Here is a 22467-nt window from a genome sequence, read left to right on the forward strand (position 1 = left end):
GACTAGGAGTTCACCCTTATAACAGGAAGAATCCCCTAGTCTTGTTTTGCCGTACTTTATTCAAAAATCACTTTAAGCGTTACTTCTAGTCTTTGTGATGGTACTGAGTTAGAAACATTTACTGGCAGTTTAAAAAATTCGCTATACAAAGTAGTTGTACCTGGTTTTTTATAGCTTTCAAAATTAAACGGTCTAATATCCCATTTTAAATCAACTTGATGTTCTTGACCGGCTGAATCAACAATTTTTGCTTGCTTTGGTAGTGCCGCATTAAATTCATTAAATGTGATATTCGATGGAACTTTTAAATCGTTCAAAGGTTTAATCTCGTTTAATATCAAATCTGATTTTAATACAATATCTACATATTCTTTTTTGTCTTTCGTAATTACCAATGGATTACTTGATGCATCGTAAATCTTTTCTTTGTATGATTCACCGAGCTTAATTTCCTTAACACTCATTCCTTTTGGCATATCGAAATCGATGGTGTACTCACCAACTGGAATGTCTTTCATATCAAATCTTTCCTTAATATTCCAAGGACTAGTTCCAACTGTATATTCTTTACCTGTCTTCTTGTTTTTTAGTTTAAAATTTGTAATTGTATCAAAGTCAATTTTATTAGTTGAGGACGTGGAATCCTTATATAAAAATATTTGTGCACTTCCAAAGTCCACAACAACAGGCTCTGGATCCACTTGGGTGGCCACTACCTCTAATTTGATGTTACCTGTTTTGCCTTGGAAGGCAATATCATTATCACTATGCTTCCAGTCTACGAAAACCTTAAATTTTTCTACATCGTTTCCAGGTTTAAACTTACTTTCGAAAGCCACATCTACCCATTTGCCATCAACCAATCTTTGTAATGTTAAAACGACTGGAGAGCTAGTCCCTGCTGGGAACAGATCCCCACTTGGTAAAAGTTTTACCTTATATTCAACTGGCAAATCTGTGTTATTTCTATTAATCTCAAAGTTGTAAACTTCCTTTGTTTCCATTCCTGGATATAGATCTTCTTTTAAGTCAAATTGTGCATCAGCAATTGTTTTCCCATTTGAACCTACGACATCAACATCAAATAGCGCAGCTTTTGCAACGTTGCCGTCACTTGTAAAGCTTTTCGAAAAATAAGCCACTGTTCCTATTAATGTTGCAACCGTTACAAGAACCAGCGCTGAGATTAAGATAAAAATTGTATTCCGTTTCAAAATAAACACCCCTACTTCATTTTTTTATGCTTCTACAAAACTACAGATTGCTGCAATTCTAGTATTCTATTTTTTATATAGCTTATTCACCTCCGTATCCTTTGATTTCTTTATTTTGAACCTTAAGGGGAATTGTTGAACTTCATGGTCTAGTATTAAAAGTTTCTTGCCCCTTAAAGTTAAAAACATAAATTGTTCCCAATAAAGAACATCCTAACAACACTTATTCGCACCCTTTTATAAAATGGTGTCAAACTTGTTTTTTAATAGAAATAACTCTCACACTTTTTAATAGGACAAATACCAGGATTACCCCACCAATTAAAAATAAGCCCAATTTACTCTTAAGCATATTCGCAATGTAGCCAACTTTAGGGATGTGGAATTTTAAGGTCCCTACTATTTGATTTGGTTCTACTAATTCCTGATCATTCACGTTGTTAGCGTCACCCTTTGTTTGAAAGGATATAGCTCCCACATTTGTGAACATATCAACTACTCTATGGGTTATAAAAGTTTGCTCTCCTTTTTGATATGTAATCACATCATTCACTTTTACTAGATTGGGATCTAATTCCTTTACAAAGATTACATCCCCCGGGCTGAGTAAAGGTTCCATACTTCCGGATAAAACCGTCAGCATTTTATAACCAAAGATGGAAGGTACTTGTCCCTGCTGATTTTTTGATAATAGTAATAAAACTATGATTGCAAGTGTGATCATTATAAAAACTACAAACACGATGTTACCTACCCAGGTACCTATCTTTTTTCTCATATTATTGAACACGCCCTTGAAAGACAGAATTACTGATATATAATTCTCAATAGAGAACATTACAACTAGATTATAACCATTTTTTTCTTATCAAACAAGGTTTTGTATTAATAGGTCGTTCTTTATTGTGGTGTACAAGACACTTAGTAGGGCAGTCTGTAACAAATAAAAAAGACCAGCAACCAAAAATTGATTGCTAGTCTCATAGTTTAGTTTTACTTGTTTCCTGTGTTTCCGTTATTGCCTTTGTTGCCGATTTTTACTTCGTTTGTTGTGACGTTACCAGCGTAGTCGACTGCTACGATTTTTACGGTTTGGTCTTTTGTGAGTTCATTTGCAAAGACGTGTTCTGTTTCGCCGTTTACGTATGGCACGTCAATTACGGATTGACCGTCGACCAACACTGTCCAGTATGCAATGCCGCTTGTTTTGTCTGAGACGTCAACTGATACGGTTTTGCCGTCTTTTTCTAAAGTTGTTTTAACTTTAGGTGTTGTGACGTCAAGTTTTACCGGAATAGTTAGTGTTTGTGCTTCTGCACCGTCATAGTCAAGTGTTGCTTTTGCCTGAAGGTAATATTGACCATCTGGTACAACCTTGCCATTTTTACCGGTACCGTCCCAAGTCCAGTCAGAGATCAGGTAATACATTTGTCCTTGTCCACCATCATAGTAGTTTTTGCGGACAAATTCTTCGGATGTAATTTCTTTTACAACCTTGCCATCCCCATTAAGGACAGATAGGTTGAATTCTTTTGCATTTCGAAGGAACGATAACAGATAGGTTGCGCTGTCGTTCGCTCCATCGCCGTTTGGTGAGATTGCAATTAGATTGGTATCGATTTGACCAGTTGCTTGGCTGACACCAAGGTATTTGTAGCTGCTGCCACTCACACGTGACATTACTCCGGTTGTTCCGTAGTAAGTCGCATCATCCCAAATTGGAGCATCAAATATTGGCGCTGCATTCCAGTCACCTTTAAACCCTACGTAAGGTACGACTAGATCTGGGTTTGTATCCGTTGGATCCGTTAATTTAACAAAGCCTTCTAACCAATAGCCATTTGTAAAAATGGAAGCTAAATCTGCGTCCCACTCGCTTACATCAACTGTCACTTCAAATGTCGTTTTACCATTTGCAGGTACTTCGATTGTATTAGTTGCTTGACCGTTAACAGTTGCGATAGCTCCCAGGTCCATAGAACCATAAAGGTTTGGAGCTGTTACCAAAATTCCTGCATTTACCGGCATATCCGTTTGAGCACTTGCATTTACTTCATATGTTGCAGCCTGATCAGTAAGATTTTCAGCTGTTAAAGAAAATTTGACAACATTGTCTTTCACTTCTTTAAGCGCAACCTTTGCTTCACCCGTATTGGAGTTAGTGACTGTAACAGGTGTTGTAAATGCTGCATGGAGCTGCATTAGACCTGAACCTTGACGTCGTGGAGATACTGGTGCTTCTCCTAAATCCACTGGTTTCGCTGTGTTCATCATTAATTTTTTCGCAAGCTTAGAACGATCCGCGCCTTCAAGACCAAATTCTTTATCGACACGCTCTAATACTAATGCAGATCCACCTGAAACGTGTGGAGCCGCCATTGATGTACCGCTTTTAATCCCATATTTATCATCATTGATTGTTGAGTAAATTTGTCCTCCTGGAGCCGTGATTTCTGGTTTAAAATCAAGGTTTGGTGTAATTCCCCAAGATGTGAAGTCACTCATTTTTCCAGTATTTGTGTTTGGAATGGACAGTTGATTACCGTCAAATGATACGGTAACTGTTTGACCAGCTTTAAGAGCAGCTGCAGCGCGATCACCATCTGCTTTTAGCATAAATAATTGTGGAATTGTAATCGCTGCGTCAGATGCCATGCTTACTGTTCCATCTGTGTTGTTGTAGATGAATACACCTGCAGCACCTGCGGCTTGTGCATTTATTGCTTTATCAACAAAGCCGATTACACCACGTTGAACCAATGCATATTTACCGTCTAGATTTTTACCTGCAAATTCTTCAGGGGTTCCAAGGCCAGCGTCCACTAGTTCATAGCTTGTCCCAGCTGCTGGGTTCGCCTGACTTGCAGATAAGTACATCACTGGAGTTGGTTCCGCCTCACCCACTTTTAGGTTAACTGCGTCAACTGTCATGTTTGTGTTTTCAAATGACGCAACTTGAAGTGAATCATAGGATACACCAGGTGAACCTACTACACCATAGTCAGGGTTAGCCGCATATGGATATGGGAAACTTGAGCCACTACCTAAATGGTTCGAGTTACCTGCGGAGATGGACATGACAACTCCATTATCAACTGCACGAGTAACTGCTTGTTGTTCAGGAGAGTTAGCATCAACAAATCCAGCTGTGGAGCCAAGGCTCATGTTAAGAACGTCTGCACCAAGCTTAATTGCATCGTCAATTGCTTTAATGTAAATATCACCATAAGTTGTTGCTACATTTTCACCAAATACACGTAACGCAAGTAATTGAGCTTCTGGAGCAACACCTTGGATGCCACCATTTTCTTCATCACCGTTTGCCGCAACTGTTCCAGCTACGTGCATTCCATGCATATTTGTATCCGCATTTAAATCTGTAATGTGATCGTTGTTATCCATGTAGTTCCAACCGTAAGGAACTTTTTCAGTCCAGAATTTTCCTGGAAGGCCAGACTCCGTAATTTCATTGTTCACGTCAGCCTCAGTTAAATCAGCTTTGGAACTGTCAGTTAAAACAAAGTCCTTATGAGTTGGGTCGATACCAGAGTCAATGATTCCGACAATCATCCCTTCTCCTTTGAACTCGAAGTCACGCCAAACTTGCTGTGCTTCAACTAGCTCTTTACTGTATTTCATGTCTGCTTCTTCTTCTGGAAGCTCATATTCAGTTGCTATGTAAACATTTTTTACTTCAGGGACTTCTTTGATTTTTGAGATATCCCCATATTTCACTTTTCCACTGAAGCCATTTACAATGGCATCGAATTCTTGCTCGTACTTGATGTTCACTTTTTTACCTTTGATTTTATCTTTCGCTGCTTTTTGTTTGTTTTTCGCAGCTTTTTCAAGTTGCTTTCTTTCTCCCTTTGAAAGCTTATCGTACTTTTTACCCTTTTTCGTTGCTACCTCAACCGGTGCATCGCCGTCCATTTCGACAACAACACGCACCTCTTGGTCAGGGTCAATATTCGGGACATCTGTCGCTTCACGATTCGTGATGTCGCTCGTCGGTTTCTGCGCATCTAGCTGCTTCGGTGTAATTCCGCCTGTAAAAGCAAAACCGCTGCCACTAAATGCTAGTAGTAAAACTAGTAATAATGCTGTAATTCTCTTAGCCATTTTCATCCTCCCTTTTACATAAAAGCCTATAAAACTACGAAAACCGGAAAAATAGTCCCCGTTCTCGAAAATTTCGCCCCTAAAACGTTACAAAATTTTCAGGATATTCATACTATACTAAATTACCATTTCTGGAACTAGCACTAAAAGTCATAGTAAAATATGGCTAAAAGCGGGTGTTTACAGTGTTGAAATTTGTCGTTTTGGGAGAATTGGAGGGGTAGTAGATGGGTCAAAGGTAGGAAACGAAGGCAGGATGAATGACCCTTTGATAGGGTAAAGGGATGACGTCTTGTGGGTACAAGTAACGAGAACCATGGGGACGGTTCTACTGGTTCCTATCTTGGGATACGATAAAGGGGAATTGCATTTTAGCGCAGTGGAATTGCGTTTTATTTTGGCGAATTGCGCTTTAATTTGGATAATTACGTTTTAATTTGGATAATTACGTTTTAATTTGTAGAATTGCGCTTTAGCAATTTATTGGGCACCACGTGACTGTTCCCCTGACCCAGCTTGGGAATATGAAAATGGGGGATTGCGTAATTCGCGATGATATTTGCGTATTACTTCGGGTAATAGCGTTTTAAAACATTGGAATTGCGTCTTAATTTGTAGAATTGCGCATAAGAAATGTGGGCCAAGGGACATGTCCTCTTGACCTAGAGTATCCATGTCCCACCCGCTTTATCAGTCGGCCTTAAAAACATAAACGCATTCTCCATACGATTTGCCATTTCCATAAATCCCAAGTCATTCGGATGGATTCCATCGACTGTGCATTCATGCCATAATTCACCTAACAAAATAGATCCATCTATAAATGAAATATTCTTATCGCCTTGTTGCCTTAATTTTTCCACAGTTGATTTCGAGTATTCTCTACGCTCTTGATACTCATCGTACTCACCTATTGCTTTATCCTGTACAAACGGAATTCTTGACACTATGATTATGGGGACGTTCGGATGATATTCCCGATAGGTTTCAATAAAGGGAATTAATGTATCTTTGTATTCCTTGCATGTAACATTTGCCTCATAATCAAGAACAAAGCAGGCTGGCCGTTCGATTTCTCTGATGGTTAATGCAACCCCATGTTCACCTTTTCCACTTCCGGAGAATCCTAGATTAATAAATTCTAAATGAATTCTTCGGCTTAGGATATTCGTGTACGACATACCAGGTCTACTTGCACAGGCACCCTGCGTAATGGAAGTACCATAGAAAATTACTCGTTTATCTGAATAATACGGAGTAGGCGGTTCAATGATTGCACTTGAATTTGTTCCTATTAGTACCTCCTCTACCCCCTGATACAGAGGGAAATTCAACGTTACTTCCCTGGTCTGCTCCGTAATGTGTTGACTACTGCTTGTAAAATCCCAAATCGGTTTCTCATACGATTGATCAAGTAGTGATGGGATTGCAGTTGCATAAAACATTTGATGTCCAGGTTCCCCCACATATACATCAAATCCGCATTGACCTGAAGCGGTCATATGTCCCAAACTTGCAGCATCGGTTAGCTTTACTTGTATTTCAAGCTTAGTAGCATTTGTACGAAAACTAATTTGTCCACCAGAGGTATTATCCGCTAATTCATCCACTCGTAGTGGTACATTATAATCAGATTTAGCCGGAAGTCGCCGATACTGTTCTTCCTTGTCAAACCACGCAAATCCACTTATACGAAATGGTTTTTCATTTGGATTGTACCATCGCATCTCTTCGTGCACCTCTCATCCCTCTATCCACTGGTGGGTCATGGGACAGATCCCACCATTATTTTTCAAAGGACATTGAACCTGTCCCCGTGTCCACTACAAACTCCCCGCCGTTACAATTCGATTGTAGGTTTCTCCTCTTCCCAGTGTTACGTTTTCAGGGAATTGTTCTGGACCATCATAGCGTAGGCGTTCTTCTTCAAGTTCCTCCAGTTTAGAAACATGACCGTTCAGCCATTCACTGAGCCGGTATTCGGCTGTTTCTAGTCTTGTCAGTAGTCCACCGTATCGAATGTCTAACACTTCCCATCCGAAAGGTTTATTGACGGAGAACCATACATCTCGATGTGCCTTTCTTAATCTATCAATCTCTTCCTTAAGAAATTCTAGCTTTTCAAGACACGCTTTAACCCCTGCTTTATCCCCAGTATCATAGGCTGATTTTATGTCAATCCCTAGTTCTGACTTCATGGCCAATACCCTTGCTAGCTGCTCATAAAAGGAAAATAACATTTCCATACTTGGATTCCGTTCCTTAGTAGGCTGTAAGGCCGACACTAAGTTCTGGTAATGCTCAGCAATCGGAAGTCCTTTTATATTTTCATCAAATAGTCCTATTAATATATCTTGCCAAAGTAAAAACTTTGATGGGTTCGAGGAATATAAGTTATTCTCCATAACCCCTGGGATTTCATCAAATTCATTCAATAGTAGGAAATCATTTAGCTGATAACCTGTGCAGTGGTAGAAACGTCCTTCCAAATGCTCTCTACTCACTTCTTTATGGTAAGTATGTTCAGCAAACAATTGCAATCCAGGAAGCGCTGTTTGGATCGGGGTTTCAGCACCGTTATCACCCCACATCGTTGCAAAGACCTCTTTGATATCGGTTTTTCTGCAGGCATTTAACGCCGTCTCAGTATTTCGGAAAGCCCTCGCGTAATTTGGAGAAATCCCGTTCCACGTCCATAACCCGCCAGCAAAAATTGGGTCTGAAACAATCTGTTTATGAGTGTTCAGCATTCCCTCATAAAATCCTTCATCGGAATGATAGTAATCCCAATACACCATTTGTACGTTTGGAATGGATTGTTTAACTTGATCCAATATTGATGAATCAAAGTCGTAATAGTTTCCATTCTGGGAGGCCAAACGAAAATACATGTCACTCCAAATCATTGGTTGCAAACCATATTCCTCGGTGATTGATACCACTTTCCGAAGATGCTGATTCATAATTTGAAAACGATTATGATACCCGTTCTTTTCAATGTATTTTCCAAGCCCTAGCTGCAAAGCTTCATCCATGCCGATATGGATCCTTTTTGTACGATATGGTCTCATTGCGGCATCAACTAGCTTTTTTAAAAACTCATAGGTTTTCTGTTCTCCGACGAGCAAAATATCTTCTGTATCCTTTATTTCATTCGCATAGCCCCATTTTAATGCTTCCTTTAGGTGAGCCAAGGTTTGAATACATGGGATCATTTCAATTCCTAATTGGAAGGCATAATCATCACATTCTCGAATTTCATCCTCGGTGTATCTTCCACGCATATATCCAAAATAAGGAGCCTCTGGAACCACATAGGTATCCTCTGTATAGACCATTACCATATTTAAGCCCATCACGGCCATTTTACGTAAAAGCATTTTTATTCCATCAGCCGTCATTACCGCGTTTCTCGAAACATCAATCATCGCACCACTTGTTTCAAATTGAGGTACTTCTGTAAGATGAAATTCTTTGTTCTTTTCAATGTGTTGCAGCCACAAACCTAACCCTCTAAAAAAATGAATCCTCTTCTCAAAGATAATCTGATTGTTCGTTACGACTAAGGGTCCTTTGCGATTTATAACCTCAATTCGGTAACCGCCCTCCGCGATCTGAATTCCCAAATCAGCACCAAGTAACGCAATTCCGTCTAGCACCTCTGTTAAATCACCAATAAAATGTATCTTCATGTCAAACCTCCTTCATACAGTGAAACTTCCATCAGTGGGGGTTTCTTTATCCCCACTGATGGTTAGTTGAACCAATCGGGCTTTTACGGGCAGCTGATCCCCCACTTATGCTTTTTTGCTTGATCGAAGTCTTGAAGCTGGGTCTTACTGCCCGTTAATGCTGGACAAAAAAATCCAGCAGGAGAGGCAAATCCCGCTCCCAAACCTTCCACAGATGTTCATCTTCGCTTTCTATGTAATGAAATTTTATTTGTTTCGATAAAAAACTTCTATATAATTGACGATTTCTTGTAAAAATAAGTAATTTCTCATTCGATAATGGCGAGATAAACTCATCTTCAAATGTTCCTACGGTTTGATACACATTCCATGAAGGCAAGTCTACTTCTGCCACTTGCTTGATATCCCCATCAGAAACAGCCGGAGACTGGAGCAATAAATGCGTCCACCTTTCCGGCTTTTCTAATGCAATATTTAAGCTAATATTCCCTGCTAATGAATCTCCCAGGAGCCCTCTTTTTGAAATGTTTTCAACCCCTAAGTCTCTTTCAAACTCAGGAATAAATTCATCGTTCATGAAACGAATGAAATGTCTAAAGGAAGCTCCTTTTCTACTATACGATTCCCATCTTTCATTCGAATCCCCTGGATGTATTAGCACGAATACGAGATGGTTGGCCAGTTCAGGATTCGCACGTACTAAATCCTGAATGGCACTTTCCATTCCTCCTAGCTCATAATAGTCCCTTCCATCCTGGACATATAATACATAGGCATCTTCAATATTCTCGCTCATCGTTAAAACCATATAATCAATCGTTTTATTTAAATGAAAACTATTAAAAGTACGATTATACTTATTCAATGTATTTAGCTCCTTTTTTAGCTAAATTTGTGCAATGAAATTGCTCCATATAGTCCCGCTTTGTTGCCAAACTCGGATTTCAAAATTTTAACACCAGAATAACTATTCATAATGTGTTGATGAACCTTGTCAGAAACGAGTTTGATAGACAAATCCTGCTCCATGATTCCTCCACCTAAAATAACACAAGGAGGGTTGAAGATATGAATTAGACTGGAAATACCCCGTGCAACTTCGTTAGTCCAATTATCAAATACTTCAAATAACCTATCGTCACCATGTTGTATCATTTCAAACAGCAGTCTACCGTTTGTGCAGTCTGAATTTACTTTTTTCGCTTCTCTAATTAATGCTGTTGTAGAGCCATATTGTTCATAACATCCTTGTTTCCCACAACCACAATGGACACCATTCGGATATAAATTCATATGACCAAATTCTCCGGCACTGCCAGTAACACCACGATGCAGCTTTGAATCAATTACAATCGCGCCTCCGACACCTGTTCCGAAGGTCAAAAAGAGAAAATCACGATATTTCTTACCAACTCCATAATATTTTTCACCAAGAGCTGCTGCATTCACATCGTTTTCTACCTTAACAGGTACATTAAACTTCGATTCTAGGAGATCCTTTATCCTGGTACCAGTATAGTTTGGTAGATTGTCATTTGCATAGATAATATAGCCTTCGTCACTATTCACCTGACCAGCCGTACTAATACTGATTGCATCTATATTTCGGTAATCGAAGAGGATGTTCTCCAATTTTCGAATAATTGCTGGTCCACCCTTTTTACTTTCCGTTGCAACCTCATCAAATGTCTTAATCTCACCATTTTCATCGGTTACGCAAAATTTGATCGATGTCCCACCGATATCCGCAGCAAATATTTTCATTTCACTATCACCTCTATGAGGATTCAATCCTGTAGCACTTTTAAAAATCGTTTTGTAATTTCTTGCGGACGTGTGATTGCAGACCCCACAACAGCTGAGTGAACACCTGTCGCAAACACTTCCTTTAATTCCTCGGGTAAAGAGATTCCACCCTCAGCAATGATCGGCACACTTAAATGGTCAACAAATTGTTTTATCAAATCAATATTGGGTAATTTTACGTCCTTCGTATAGTCTGTATACCCAGATAATGTTGTTCCGATCGCATCGAATCCCAATTTTTCTGCTTGAATGCCCTCTTCTAAGGTAGAACAATCAGCCATAAATAGTTGGTCAGGATATCTTCTTCTGATTTCTGGAAAAACCTCTGTAATTGTATGACCGTCAGGCCGTACTCTACTTGTTGCATCCAATGCAATCATATCTACACCTTCACCCGTAAGAAGGTCAATTTCCTTCATTGTTGGAGTGATAAAAACATCTGAATTGTCATAGTCTTGTTTAATAATACCGATGATCGGCAGGTTGGTTACCTTTTTTATTTCATGAATATCTTCCACACTGTTAGCCCGTATCCCACTTGCACCTGCTTGGGTTGCGGCTATCGCCATTTTACTCATGATATAGGAGCTATGAAGAGGCTCATCAGGCAAAGCTTGACAAGACACAACTAATTTTCTATATATTTTGTCAAAAAACGCTTGTTTGTTATCCATTTTTTACACATCCTAGTTACTATTCTAGTACATTAATGGATTTTTCTAGCTCGTTCCACCACTGGTATTCCTCTAAATACACTGTGTCAAACAGCATAACTCCATCCGATTTTTCCATACATAGCTGAACGGCCTTTTTAAATTGTTCAACATCGTTGTTATAATCCTTCAAGTATAGACTAGCAATCACTGGTATTTGTCCATTAATTGCTTCCTTGCTCATTTCGATAGCACCTTCAACGCTATACCAACTAGCTGGTCTCTGATTGTTTTTTGCTTCCTCAATCGTAACCTCTGGGTAATAGCAGCCTGTCATGATAAAATCAAATTCCTCCGCATAACCAGATGTAGGATACGTATCAGAAGCCCAGTCTAATGAAGGGCGATAGGTTTCACTTCCCCAGTTAACACCTTCGTTATAATACAATGGATACCATGAACCTACGTATATGGTAAAAATGAGGTCTGAATTTCTTGTTTTCACCACATTTTTTGCTTTTTGAACAAAGTTTTTAATGTTTCTTGCTCGGAATTCTGCCCATTTTGGGAATAGAGGACCAAAAACAGGTTTCTTGTCCTCAAGAGTCATAATGTCCTCTGGCCAGTTAATAACTTCTTGGCCGATAAAGGCTTCAAATGCTGAGCGACTTAAGCTACTAAAATCGCCGTATATATTCGGATAACGGCATCTGTCTAAAACAACACCATCAATTTCATAGTTACGAACAATTTCTTGAATGATATTTAGTTCATAGGCTTCAACCTCTGGATGAATCGGATTCACAAAAACCGTTGGATCATTGTGATTCTCCGCTGCTGTCGGCATATCTGAAAGCGCATCGTTATACTTCACAACCTGCCACTCCGGCTTGTCATATACCATTCCTTCTTTGTCGATTCCATTTCCTTCAGCAAATATATCGACATTTGCGATAATCTTCAGACCAGAGCCTTTTGCATGATGAATCATTTCCTGAAGAAAATCTCGCCCTTTCCAAGCATGGTACTGTTCATCCTTCATTTCACTCACATGGTATGCAAATTCACTTGGATAGGTAGTAAATCCATATGGAATTTTTGCATCAACTACAAGATGTGTAATTTTACATTTTAGGGCATGTTGAATGAGCTCTTTCATTTTTTCCGGTTCTAATAGTCGGGTACCATTTGCTAAAAAGTCCACCCATAATATGTTTGGTTGTTTCATTTTCGCTCCCCCTTATAGGTCAATATCCTCTGGCCAATGAAGCTGAACACCATTTTTCGATAATTGATTTTGATATTCTTTTAGGTGCTCCTGCTCTTCTCTTACCTGATGTGGAGTCACATTATTTAAGAGGGAATATGCCACTAGATAACCTGCTGATTCTCCAATATTCCATTCCGTTGGTTGAAGTCTGTAGCAGCCATTTGTAATTTGTGTAGTCCCAATATTTTTACATGCAGGAATTACATTCTTCACACGTACTGGCAATAGTGCACCAAGCGGTATTTCGTACGGATAATTTGGAATATAGAAGCTACGATTTGACACTGTTGTATGGTGTAAATCTAAATGATAGCTTCCAACGCCAACACTATCGTAATACTCACATATCCCCTTGTCTCCTCTTATTTCTTTACTAACATCCTGTTCGGTAATGGTGTAAACAGCTTTAATTCTTCTTGATTCACGAATGTACGGGTGTTTTGCAAGTCCATCTTCTGTATCTAATACATCCTTACGAAGCCTTAAGCCTGGGTAGCCCTTTCCTCCGTCAAGTCTTGGTGCTTCTGTTTGCAGCCAGTATAAGAGGGATAAGCTTTGTTGTTTGGCATTATATAAGTTTTTTTCGACTTCCTCTTCTGGCACTTCATAGATTGGGCCTAGAAAATAGTCATTTTGCGCCCAATTGATGAGAGAAATATCGCCTTCATATAGATTTCCTTCCAAGTTCTCTGTATCTAGTATTCTTCGATAAGTGAATAAGGAAGGAATCCCTTCGTCATTCGGAAATAAAGTAAATTGCTTCAGCTTTGATGTATCATCCGCATCTGTTGCATACCAGCTAAAAAGTGGCAGATGTGAGAAGCTCGGCATGTATTCACGCCAAAAATCATATTGTTCAGGTTTATCAATGGTAAAATTTCCACCTTCCACATAATCAACCGCAAATACATAGGTAAAGGATTGCATATCGATTGGATTTGCTTCCTCTAAAGCATGTGGCTCTCCGGTTTCTTTTCTGGACTCCGCACCTGATACATATTCAACTCCGGCAATTGGCAGAACATCTCCACATTCAGTGGCATCTAAAAAATAGTGGCCAATCAATTCAATTTTTCTAGGTTCGTTTACATGAGTTACCGTAACAGATTTTACAACATCATCTTCTGTCTTCGCCTCTAAAGGTTTATAGTTGTATAGGACTTTTATTTTCCCGCTGTTCAGGTAAGGGGCAAGCATATCCTCGATCACTTTTAAAGCAACCTTAGGTTCATGCGCTAAGCGACTCACCCAGCCATTTCCAGGGTTCAATATGTCATTTCCCCTTGCTTCATTTGTGAGCGGATAGTTGTCACGATAATATTGGCGTACACGATTTCTAAATTCTCGGTATGTAGCGGTACTGCCATATCTTTCAATCCATTTATGTTCATCTGGAGGTACTGCCTGACTTGTAAGCTGTCCACCTAACCAATCCGTTTCTTCCGTCATAATGACCTTTAATCCCATTTTGGCAACAGCTAAGGAGGCCATACATCCACCTAAACCTCCGCCTATTACCACAACATCTGTCGATTCGTGCATCATCATTGTAGCAACTCCTTTTTAACAACTACTCTTTTTTTACTCTCGGTATATGTTCAACATCCAATCCGACCTCAAACATGCGGCTCCACGGCATGTAGCAATCTCGAATAAAAAGACCGTTTTCTTCATCGCTAAGATTTTCTCTAATAAACTCATTCAATTGTTCTTGAACAATTTCTGAAACTCTTCCTTTTTTTCCGTCAACAAGGAAATAGTCATAGCCTAGTTCAGGCAACACATTATTCGTTACATTTTTTCGAACGAAGCTACAGTATCCTGCATCCTCCACATAGCGTAATGATAGAAAATTCATATGGGTTTGCGAGCTTCCATATACATGGTGAATCATCCCTTGTGCAATGCACGTTCCGAGTGTATTTGAACTCGTATTCCAACCAGCGTATCCAGCTACTTTAAAAAGAAGCTTCTTTCTTTTTAATAGCTTTAGTAAACCTAAATCTGACCCGTTCGCAAAAGCGACATCGGCCACTACACATGGGATGTTTTTTTCATTTATCATATAGTCTAGTTTTTCTACAAAATCGATTAGACCTCGATTCACCTGATATTTTGTACTCAAATGATCCTGGTAGGCAGCTTCCATCATCGGTTCAACCGGTGAATTTAAAAATAGGGCAATGTCAGCTTCGTCGAGACTTGAAGTAATAAGTCCACCTGCTGCTAAAATTTGATATTTTAGCGTCTCCATTAATGGACGATCCTCATATAACGGCGTAACAGACGGACCTTGTGTACTCGAGAACACTGGATATACCAACGGTCTCTTCCCTTTAAAGCTGTTGACCATTCTTGCCAACAACGTACAGCCGACTTCATCTGCCCCCGGATACATATACACATCTAGCTCAAGATTATGGGAAGCAATCGCTCCTCTAACTTCTTGTTGATCAATGGCAGTCCAGCCGTAGGGTGCAGAATCATCCTGAGGAATGATCAAGAAATCAATCAATCCGGTATTCACATATTCAAGGACGAGCTGATTTACCTCGACATTAATTTTTCTTCGAGATAAGTAGTCGTCTACTACGTCTTGTGGAAGTTGTTGCTTTAAGTTTTCATACTGCTTCAGGTCTTCTTCAGATGCTAGATTGGCAGAAATGAGATGATGTATTTTCCCAAATTGAAAAATCTCACTTCCCCAATCACCATAATAATCCGGTTCTTCATCACTACTAGAATACTTCGGGCATCTCATGATTAAGTTGAAGGCATATATTTTCACATCTGGATTTATTTCTTTTAACCGGGATAGCCCCGCGAGTGCGTTCCTGCACTCATCTATTGTTAACGAGTGCAATCTAGAAGGAATAATTCCTCCATATAACAATGTATCTAATGAAAGAATTAGACCATTTGCATCTTTTACTTCTTCATACAGCCACTCCCATATTTTTTCCGTGTTTCCGGGTGCTTTTTTATTTCCCATAAGGCTTAAAGGTGGTCTTACTAGATTCACTTCCCCTTGAGACAAGGAACCTGCCCCCCCGTCCCATTCTGTCATTAGACTAGGGAAAGAGTAATTACATGGGCGTTCATCTAATGGGATATACGCAATTTTGTACATTTGAAATCTCCCTTTTTCTTAGCACTTTTTATTCCAGATGCATTATCCTTTAACCGCACCTGAAATGCCTTCCATATAATATTTTTGAGTGAATAAGAAAACGATGATGATTGGTATTACGGAAATAACCGTACCAGCTGCAATCCACCCAAAGTTATATGAAAATTGACCATTTAAAAAGCTTAACGCTGAAGCTAATGGGTATTTTTCTGTTTCTAACACAATGATTGGCCAAAGGAAACTATTCCAGTTCGCCATAAATTCAAATAATCCCACAACCGCAACAGCTGGTTTGATCATTGGCATCATTAATTGAACCCAAATCCTGAATTCGGATGCGCCGTCCATTTTTCCTGAGTCTCTTATATCCGTAGGGATTCCCATGAATGCTTGTCTGAATAGGAATACATTAAATACGGAAACAAGTGTAGGAAGTACAACGCCGGTGAATGTGTTAATTAATCCCAAGCTATTAATCGTTAAATAGTTAACAACAAGTGCTGCAGCCGCAGGAATAATCATTGTCGAAACGAGTAATAGGAAAATAAAATTTCTTCCTTTGAATTTGAATATAGCTAACGGATAAGCCGTTAAACCACTAAATATAATACTCAATGTGACACCTAGGAAGGTGATTATAACTGTATTCCAAATATACTTAAGAAAGTCCATATACTCCCAAACTTCCAAATAGTTTTTGAAGTCTATGAAGGTTGGAAGTATCGCAGGTGGAAAGGCAAAAATGTTTTTACCAGGCATGAGTGATACACTTAACAGCCAAAGGAATGGTCCCATCATGAAGATGGCAAATAAAATTAATAACACATACACGAAGAATTTACTGACTATTTTTTTAAGTAGATTCGTATTTTTCATAGGCTTATCCATATTAATATGGATTTACACCACCCTTCTTGTTAAACACGAAGACGAAAATACTGAAGAACATGATAATGACACTTACGATTAATCCTAGTGCAGATGAATATCCAAATTCAAATTGTTCAAATCCTTGCTGGTAGATATATACACTACTTGTTAAAGTTGCATTACCAGGTCCACCAGACGTTAATACGAATACTTCATCAAATACACGAATCGCTGCCATTAAGGAAACTAGAGTACATAAGAATATATATGGCTTTAACAAAGGAATGGTGATCTTTCGAATAATTTGGAAGTTACTTGCACCATCGATTCTTGCTGCCTCGATGCAATCAGTTGGGACAGCTTGCAGGCCAGCAAGATAAATCATCATATAATAGCCTAAGCCCTTCCATAAAGTGATAAACATTAGGGCCCATAAAGCTGTATCTTTATCAGATAGCCAATTCACTCTTTCATCTAATAGTCCAATTGACATTAAGAGATAGTTGAGAACTCCGTTTGAGCTCATTAACCAACCCCAGATTATTGCAACAGCAACCATTGATGTTACAACTGGAATATAATAGGCAGTTCTGAAAAACTTAATACCCGCTATATTTCGATTTACTAGAATGGCCATTAAGATGGAGATGATTTGAATAAACGGCACAATAATCATATATAGTAGAGAGTTTTTAATCGAAGCTATAAAGTCTACGTCAGAAAATGCACGCTTAAAGTTTTCCAGTCCTACGAACGATGTTTCTCCGATAACCGAATAATTTGTAAATGCCAAAGGAAGACTGAAGATAATCGGCCAAAAGGTGAATAGAGCAAGCAATATCAACCCTGGTGCCATAAAAAACCATGCAGTTTGAACCTCGGTAAATCTGCTGTAACCGGTAGCTCTTTTCTTTCCCATAGGATATTCCCTCCTAATCTAATCAAATGCGCCTCGGCGTATTTGCGCCCAGATTTTTTCGAGCTTGCTCGAAAAGTTTCCTTTGAAAATCTGTGGCATCCGCCGGAGGCTTTAATTTTTTCAGCTTCTGCTGAATAAAATTAAATGGGCAGAAGTCCATCTGCCCATTCAGTTTTCATATAATCAAATACGTTTTGGCGTATTTGTGCCCGATTTTTTAGGCCCACATGATGCGGGTCACAAAGACGTTGCCAAAGGATGTGGCGTTCTTCGTCTTTGATCTTATGCCCGAAAGCTTCCTTTGAAAAATCGTGGCATTCGCCGGGGGCTAACTTTTTTCAGGCAATGTTTGAACCCCCAAGCTAATTCATACACTATTTGCATTCATCCCCACTTAAAAGTGAGGGACTTCTGATGAATAATGTTAACGAGCTAGGATATCATTAACTTCTTTTTCAGCTGCATCAAGCTCAGCTTTAAGATCTTGATCATTGATGTAGATGTTTTGTAAATGTTTATTTATTGTACTATCCACATCTCCTGCGTTTTCAACACCAAGATAGAAGTCTGTCGCTTTATCTAAGCTTTCAACAGAAGCAGTTAGAGCTTGACCTTCTAATGTTCCATCATTTTTATAGAAGTGATCATCCTTCGCAGCACCTTTAGTTGAAGGAAGTGTGTTTGCTGCTTTAGAGAACGCTAATTGGTTTGCGTCGTTTGTTACGTAATGTGCAAATGCCGTTGCAGCATCAACATTCTTAGAAGCCTTAGGTACAACTAGATTCATAGTGTTTGTAAAACGAATGCCAGCTTTTCCAACTGGTGCTGGAACAGCGATTGTATTTTCATATACATCTGGTGAAGCTGTTTTTAATTGGTTAATAAATGAAGAACTTGAGATAATCATACCTACTTGTTCACTACCAAATAATTGAACTTGTTTATCAAATGCTGGAATATCCTTTGGAATAACCCCATCTTTGATTAAATCAATATTGCCTTGGATATATTCTTTTACTTCATCGTTATTGAATATCGCTTTATCGCCATCTACAATTTTGAAGCCCTCTTCAAGGATAGAACGAGTTTCCATCGTGAATACGTATCCATAAGAATCTGTTTTATCTGCAATTAGTTTACCCCACTCTGCTAGTTCCGCTTTTGTTTGTGGTGGATTATTTACATCAATACCCGCTTTTTCCGCTAATGACTTATTGATGTATAAAACTGGAATACCTGTATACCATGGAAGTGCATATGCACCATCACCTTGTGCAGTGGAATTATAGATTCCTTCAAAATAAATATCCTTTTGCTCATCCGTTAATTGTTGGTTAAAATCAACTAATGCGTCTTTGGAAGCCATTTGTTGAGCCATAACCGTATTTAAGTTAACTACATCTGGAGCTTTTTTGCTCGCAATACTTGTCAATAATTTGTTCTGAACAGCATCATACGGAAAGTCTTTCCAGTCAATTTTCACTCCTGGATTCTCTTCTTCGTATTTTGCGATAAGATCATTAAAATAATCATTGAACGTTGGTTGAAGAGAGATTGTCCAGAATTCAACCGTTGTTTCTTTCTCATTACCTTTACCTTTGTCTGAATCTCCTGAACTCTTTGCTCCTGAGTCTTCAGAGTTACATGCCGCTAATACTCCAAAAACCAGTAAAAACATCATAGCTACAGTTACTACTTTTTTAAAACCTTTACTCATTGCAATTCACCCCACTGATATTTTTTATTTTTGTTTAGTCTAGATGCTTGTTTTGCTTGTTCATCACTCGGAAACAACCGCTTTCATAAAGTGCTTCCATTTGAGAATTAGCTCTCTACTAAAAATGTATCATCTTTTGGAGATTTAATCCACCTTTTTGTTCAAAAAATAAAAAAATCTCCACTTTTTATTAAATTCACTCAATTCTAGTTTCACTATTTTTTTCAAACATTGCGAAATACACTATAAAGGCTATCAAACTAAATGTTATGAAAAAGGGAATAAACTCTAGATAGATTGATAGAACAATGACTAACATCGTAATCAACATAATTAGCAAAGGCTTTAGTGGTTTTCTGATGAACAAAATAAAGCTAGTAATAAAGAGCCATCTAAAACGAAACTCCCCTAAAATGAATAATTTGATTAGATTGCTAAACACACCTGAGAAAAGAAGAACCAAGAGAATCGTAAAAGGAAGCAGGAAATTCTGTAATTCATTTGGCAAATAAAACACAGCAATAATATCCCCAATTATTACTACTGATATAAAAAACAGGACAATCCACATTTTCATCCCCTTTTGGATATATTTATAAAAAAGGAGGAAAAATTGTTTCCAGGCTGGGATTGGTTCCTCCTCTGACATGGATTTAATGGCTCCAACTAATGCCACAAACGCAGGGATTGCTGTGACAATCGGTAAGGAGCAGATAATGAATAAAAAATTTAGTATCAGTAAATCAAGTATATATTCAAGAACCTCAAACACTTTATTATTTTGGGGAACCATTCTCTTTCTCCTTTTCTACTAGATTATTAATACAACTTATCTAAAACTGATTCTGCTGTATTTTTGATTGCTGTAGATGCCTGTTCTTTGTTCTTGAGAGCTGCGTTCGTTGCCAATACATCTAATAGAAGTAGCTGAGCAATTTTCGAAGAGAAAATTCCTCCTTCAAATGGGGATTCTTTATTTGCCGCTAGGAGAATTAAATCTGCATACTTTGTTATAGGTGATCTTGCCTGGTTTGTAATACATACGATAAAGGCCTTGTTTTCCTTGGCTATTTCAATTGCATCCACAACATCCTTTGTGCTTCCTGACGACGAAATTGCAATAATTAAGTCCTCTTCCCCCAGTAAAGAAGCCGTCATTGACATAATGTGTGAATCTGAAACATGTTCGGTATTATATCCTAGCCTCATTAAACGATGCTTTCCATCCAATGCCGTAAATCCGGATGACCCGACACCAAAGAAATAGATTTTTCGTGCACTGTTGATCTTCTCAGTCGCCTTCTGTAATGTATTGTCCTGAAGCAATGCCACTGTATCATTGAGAGCGCTTATATTTTGATTCGCAATCTTTTTTGCAATTACATCAAGGGAATCATTTTCCTCAATCTTCCCATATACTTGCTCATCAACTTCCATTAAATTCTGCGCGACTGCTAGTTTAAACTCCTGAAACCCTCGATATCCTAATTTTCGGCAAAAGCGCAAAACGGTTGTTTCACCAACCCCTACCACTTCTGCTAAATCGGTTACAGAGGAATACACCGCTTCCTTATGATTGACCATTATATAATCTGCTACCTTTTGTTCTGTCTTTGTAAGTGAATTATAAACTGATTGAATAATTAAAAGAGGGTTCACTTTCTCAGTCTTAGTCATAAAAAGTCTCCTTTTAGTTTCTGAAATACACGGAAGAAATATTCCACCATTTTTATAAAAAGTGAATATATCCTCCAACTCAAGAATACAAAATACCTTAGGATCCGTCAAGGTACTGCAATAGAGTCTAATAGGACATTAGACCTGTCCCTTTTCTCACACAATAGTAGTTTTATCCTCTTTTATAATAAAAAAGGAGGAAAAATTCAATAAATATGGAATGTTACATAAATATTGAATTCCCTAAGTAAATTTCACCTGATTATTGGGATTTCAATAAAAATGAGAGGAGGAAATGGAATGAAACGAAAGTCTGCTTTTGTATTAGGAGCTGTTCTATTGGCATTTCTTTTGCCGGGCCAGGCATTTGCCAATGAAAATTATGTACCCATTGAAACACTTCAGCCTGCGGTTCATCTCGAAAAACCAGAATTAAAACAAACAGGAGGAAAACTGATCCTTAGTGATTCACCAGAAACATACTCCGACAACGGTGCGTTTTATCGTGATACCGCAACTGGAGAATTCCGTGTGTTTTGGCATCATCAGAATAATAGTGGGGAGAACCGAAATGTCAGCCTAGCCTTAACGAATACTTCGGATGAACCAGTGATGCTGTTTTCTAAGGGCGTTGGAGCTTCAGTTAGTATTTATCCTGACGTAGCTGGAAAAGAGGCATTAGTACAATTCCTAGACGAAAAGGCTGAAAAAAAATACATTAATACCCTACAGCCTGGTGAAAGCTATTACCTAGAAACAAATGCAATGGATGGAGAAACGGTAAGCGGAATTGCCCAGTATGATGTCTATACGAAACATGGTCATCAGCCGGCTACTGTCACTGCAACCACACTTAACTATGCAGAACGTCCAGCTGACCCACTTTCTGAAGAGATTTTACCGCCTGACTCGCATGTTCGCGGAAGTTTTCCACATTTCGATCGTGAGGGTACACTTACGTATGATACCGAATTAGGAAATGCCTATATTCGACTTTCATCCGCTGCCTATGGTCAATGGAGCGATAAATTACCGGGAGAATACGAAGAAGGTATTAATGTCGTTGATGGAAACAAACCGGTAACCAACAATGGAAACTATGGTGTTCTATATAATTTAGACGTTAAAGTGGAAAATAGTTTACATCATCCACTGCAACTCTCCATCTATGATAATCCATCAGGTGGATTCGGTCATTTTGTCATGCAATGGAACGGTAAACTTAACACTACCGGATTTCTAAGCTATGTAAATGCATGGAAGTTTGCGTCCGAAAGAATTGGAGCCAACGGGAATCAATATGATTTTGTCACAAGTCTTCCAGGCGGCGCATCAGGTCCTTCAGTGATATACTTTGTTCCAGAAAAATAAATGACACCAAAAGGAAGGCTGCCATA

At 38.7% G+C, this 22467-nt stretch carries 17 protein-coding genes; 1 reads left to right on the forward strand and 16 read right to left on the reverse strand.

Translation table 11 applies throughout. The features are described from left to right. Positions 1-56: 56 nt before the first annotated feature. From V7147_RS11220 to V7147_RS11295, 16 genes are all read right to left on the reverse strand, one after another. The gene (locus V7147_RS11220) at positions 57-1214 is read right to left on the reverse strand and encodes a hypothetical protein (protein ID WP_335367943.1); all 1158 of its coding nucleotides are present in this window, start codon (positions 1212-1214) and stop codon (positions 57-59) included. A gap of 250 nt (positions 1215-1464) precedes the next feature. Further along, positions 1465-1992, reverse strand: a complete 528-nt coding sequence (locus V7147_RS11225) for a signal peptidase I (RefSeq protein ID WP_335367944.1) — start codon at positions 1990-1992, stop codon at positions 1465-1467. A 215-nt stretch (positions 1993-2207) separates the two neighbouring features. Next, positions 2208-5336, reverse strand: coding sequence for a S8 family serine peptidase (locus tag V7147_RS11230; protein WP_335367945.1), 3129 nt, complete (start codon positions 5334-5336; stop codon positions 2208-2210). A 662-nt stretch (positions 5337-5998) separates the two neighbouring features. Further along, positions 5999-7063 carry an SGNH/GDSL hydrolase family protein gene (locus tag V7147_RS11235; protein WP_335367946.1) on the reverse strand — a complete coding sequence of 355 codons (1065 nt, stop codon included), beginning with the start codon at positions 7061-7063 and terminating at the stop codon, positions 5999-6001. A 96-nt stretch (positions 7064-7159) separates the two neighbouring features. Beyond that, positions 7160-9028, reverse strand: coding sequence for a beta-N-acetylhexosaminidase (locus V7147_RS11240; protein ID WP_335367947.1), 1869 nt, complete (start codon positions 9026-9028; stop codon positions 7160-7162). A gap of 154 nt (positions 9029-9182) precedes the next feature. Next, the gene (locus V7147_RS11245) at positions 9183-9893 is read right to left on the reverse strand and encodes an alpha/beta hydrolase (RefSeq protein WP_335367948.1); all 711 of its coding nucleotides are present in this window, start codon (positions 9891-9893) and stop codon (positions 9183-9185) included. A 17-nt stretch (positions 9894-9910) separates the two neighbouring features. After that, positions 9911-10792 (reverse strand): ROK family protein, encoded by an 882-nt coding sequence (locus tag V7147_RS11250; RefSeq protein WP_335367949.1) that lies wholly within the window; start codon positions 10790-10792, stop codon positions 9911-9913. Between the two features lie 23 nt (positions 10793-10815). Beyond that, positions 10816-11508: an N-acetylmannosamine-6-phosphate 2-epimerase gene (locus tag V7147_RS11255; RefSeq protein ID WP_335367950.1), complete on the reverse strand. Its 693-nt coding sequence runs from the start codon at positions 11506-11508 to the stop codon at positions 10816-10818. Between the two features lie 19 nt (positions 11509-11527). Next, complete coding sequence (locus V7147_RS11260; RefSeq protein WP_335367951.1) at positions 11528-12715, reverse strand: alpha amylase family protein; 1188 nt, start codon at positions 12713-12715, stop codon at positions 11528-11530. Between the two features lie 12 nt (positions 12716-12727). Continuing rightward, on the reverse strand, positions 12728-14305 hold the full coding sequence (locus tag V7147_RS11265) for an FAD-dependent oxidoreductase (protein ID WP_335367952.1): 1578 nt from the start codon (positions 14303-14305) through the stop codon (positions 12728-12730). A 22-nt stretch (positions 14306-14327) separates the two neighbouring features. Further along, the gene (locus V7147_RS11270) at positions 14328-15887 is read right to left on the reverse strand and encodes a DUF4127 family protein (RefSeq protein ID WP_335367953.1); all 1560 of its coding nucleotides are present in this window, start codon (positions 15885-15887) and stop codon (positions 14328-14330) included. 42 nt (positions 15888-15929) lie between these two features. Beyond that, entirely contained in the window at positions 15930-16763 is an 834-nt protein-coding gene (locus V7147_RS11275; protein ID WP_335367954.1) for a carbohydrate ABC transporter permease, read from the reverse strand. Between the two features lie 13 nt (positions 16764-16776). Further along, positions 16777-17676, reverse strand: coding sequence for a carbohydrate ABC transporter permease (locus V7147_RS11280; RefSeq protein WP_335367955.1), 900 nt, complete (start codon positions 17674-17676; stop codon positions 16777-16779). A 424-nt stretch (positions 17677-18100) separates the two neighbouring features. Further along, on the reverse strand, positions 18101-19393 hold the full coding sequence (locus tag V7147_RS11285; RefSeq protein WP_335367956.1) for an ABC transporter substrate-binding protein: 1293 nt from the start codon (positions 19391-19393) through the stop codon (positions 18101-18103). 196 nt (positions 19394-19589) lie between these two features. Further along, entirely contained in the window at positions 19590-20186 is a 597-nt protein-coding gene (locus V7147_RS11290; RefSeq protein WP_335367957.1) for a DUF624 domain-containing protein, read from the reverse strand. A gap of 26 nt (positions 20187-20212) precedes the next feature. After that, the gene (locus V7147_RS11295) at positions 20213-21070 is read right to left on the reverse strand and encodes a MurR/RpiR family transcriptional regulator (protein WP_335367958.1); all 858 of its coding nucleotides are present in this window, start codon (positions 21068-21070) and stop codon (positions 20213-20215) included. 300 nt (positions 21071-21370) lie between these two features. On the opposite strand from V7147_RS11295, the gene V7147_RS11300 reads away from it, so the two are divergent. Continuing rightward, complete coding sequence (locus V7147_RS11300) at positions 21371-22441, forward strand: hypothetical protein (protein ID WP_335367959.1); 1071 nt, start codon at positions 21371-21373, stop codon at positions 22439-22441. The last annotated feature ends 26 nt before the right edge of the window (positions 22442-22467 follow it).

Origin of the sequence: Bacillus sp. JJ1521, assembly GCF_036965165.1 — a bacterium.
Taxonomy (GTDB): domain Bacteria; phylum Bacillota; class Bacilli; order Bacillales; family Bacillaceae_L; genus Ferdinandcohnia.

What these genes read in the sequence shown, in the direction of transcription:
- V7147_RS11225 (WP_335367944.1), bottom strand. Translation starts at nt 1,992, where the DNA reads ATGAGAAAAAAGATAGGTACCTGGGTAGGTAACATCGTGTTTGTAGTT.
- V7147_RS11230 (WP_335367945.1), bottom strand. Translation starts at nt 5,336, where the DNA reads ATGGCTAAGAGAATTACAGCATTATTACTAGTTTTACTACTAGCATTT.
- V7147_RS11235 (WP_335367946.1), bottom strand. Translation starts at nt 7,063, where the DNA reads ATGCGATGGTACAATCCAAATGAAAAACCATTTCGTATAAGTGGATTT.
- V7147_RS11240 (WP_335367947.1), bottom strand. Translation starts at nt 9,028, where the DNA reads ATGAAGATACATTTTATTGGTGATTTAACAGAGGTGCTAGACGGAATT.
- V7147_RS11250 (WP_335367949.1), bottom strand. Translation starts at nt 10,792, where the DNA reads ATGAAAATATTTGCTGCGGATATCGGTGGGACATCGATCAAATTTTGC.
- V7147_RS11255 (WP_335367950.1), bottom strand. Translation starts at nt 11,508, where the DNA reads ATGGATAACAAACAAGCGTTTTTTGACAAAATATATAGAAAATTAGTT.
- V7147_RS11260 (WP_335367951.1), bottom strand. Translation starts at nt 12,715, where the DNA reads ATGAAACAACCAAACATATTATGGGTGGACTTTTTAGCAAATGGTACC.
- V7147_RS11265 (WP_335367952.1), bottom strand. Translation starts at nt 14,305, where the DNA reads ATGATGATGCACGAATCGACAGATGTTGTGGTAATAGGCGGAGGTTTA.
- V7147_RS11270 (WP_335367953.1), bottom strand. Translation starts at nt 15,887, where the DNA reads ATGTACAAAATTGCGTATATCCCATTAGATGAACGCCCATGTAATTAC.
- V7147_RS11275 (WP_335367954.1), bottom strand. Translation starts at nt 16,763, where the DNA reads ATGAAAAATACGAATCTACTTAAAAAAATAGTCAGTAAATTCTTCGTG.
- V7147_RS11280 (WP_335367955.1), bottom strand. Translation starts at nt 17,676, where the DNA reads ATGGGAAAGAAAAGAGCTACCGGTTACAGCAGATTTACCGAGGTTCAA.
- V7147_RS11285 (WP_335367956.1), bottom strand. Translation starts at nt 19,393, where the DNA reads ATGAGTAAAGGTTTTAAAAAAGTAGTAACTGTAGCTATGATGTTTTTA.
- V7147_RS11290 (WP_335367957.1), bottom strand. Translation starts at nt 20,186, where the DNA reads ATGGTTCCCCAAAATAATAAAGTGTTTGAGGTTCTTGAATATATACTT.
- V7147_RS11295 (WP_335367958.1), bottom strand. Translation starts at nt 21,070, where the DNA reads ATGACTAAGACTGAGAAAGTGAACCCTCTTTTAATTATTCAATCAGTT.
- V7147_RS11300 (WP_335367959.1), top strand. Translation starts at nt 21,371, where the DNA reads ATGAAACGAAAGTCTGCTTTTGTATTAGGAGCTGTTCTATTGGCATTT.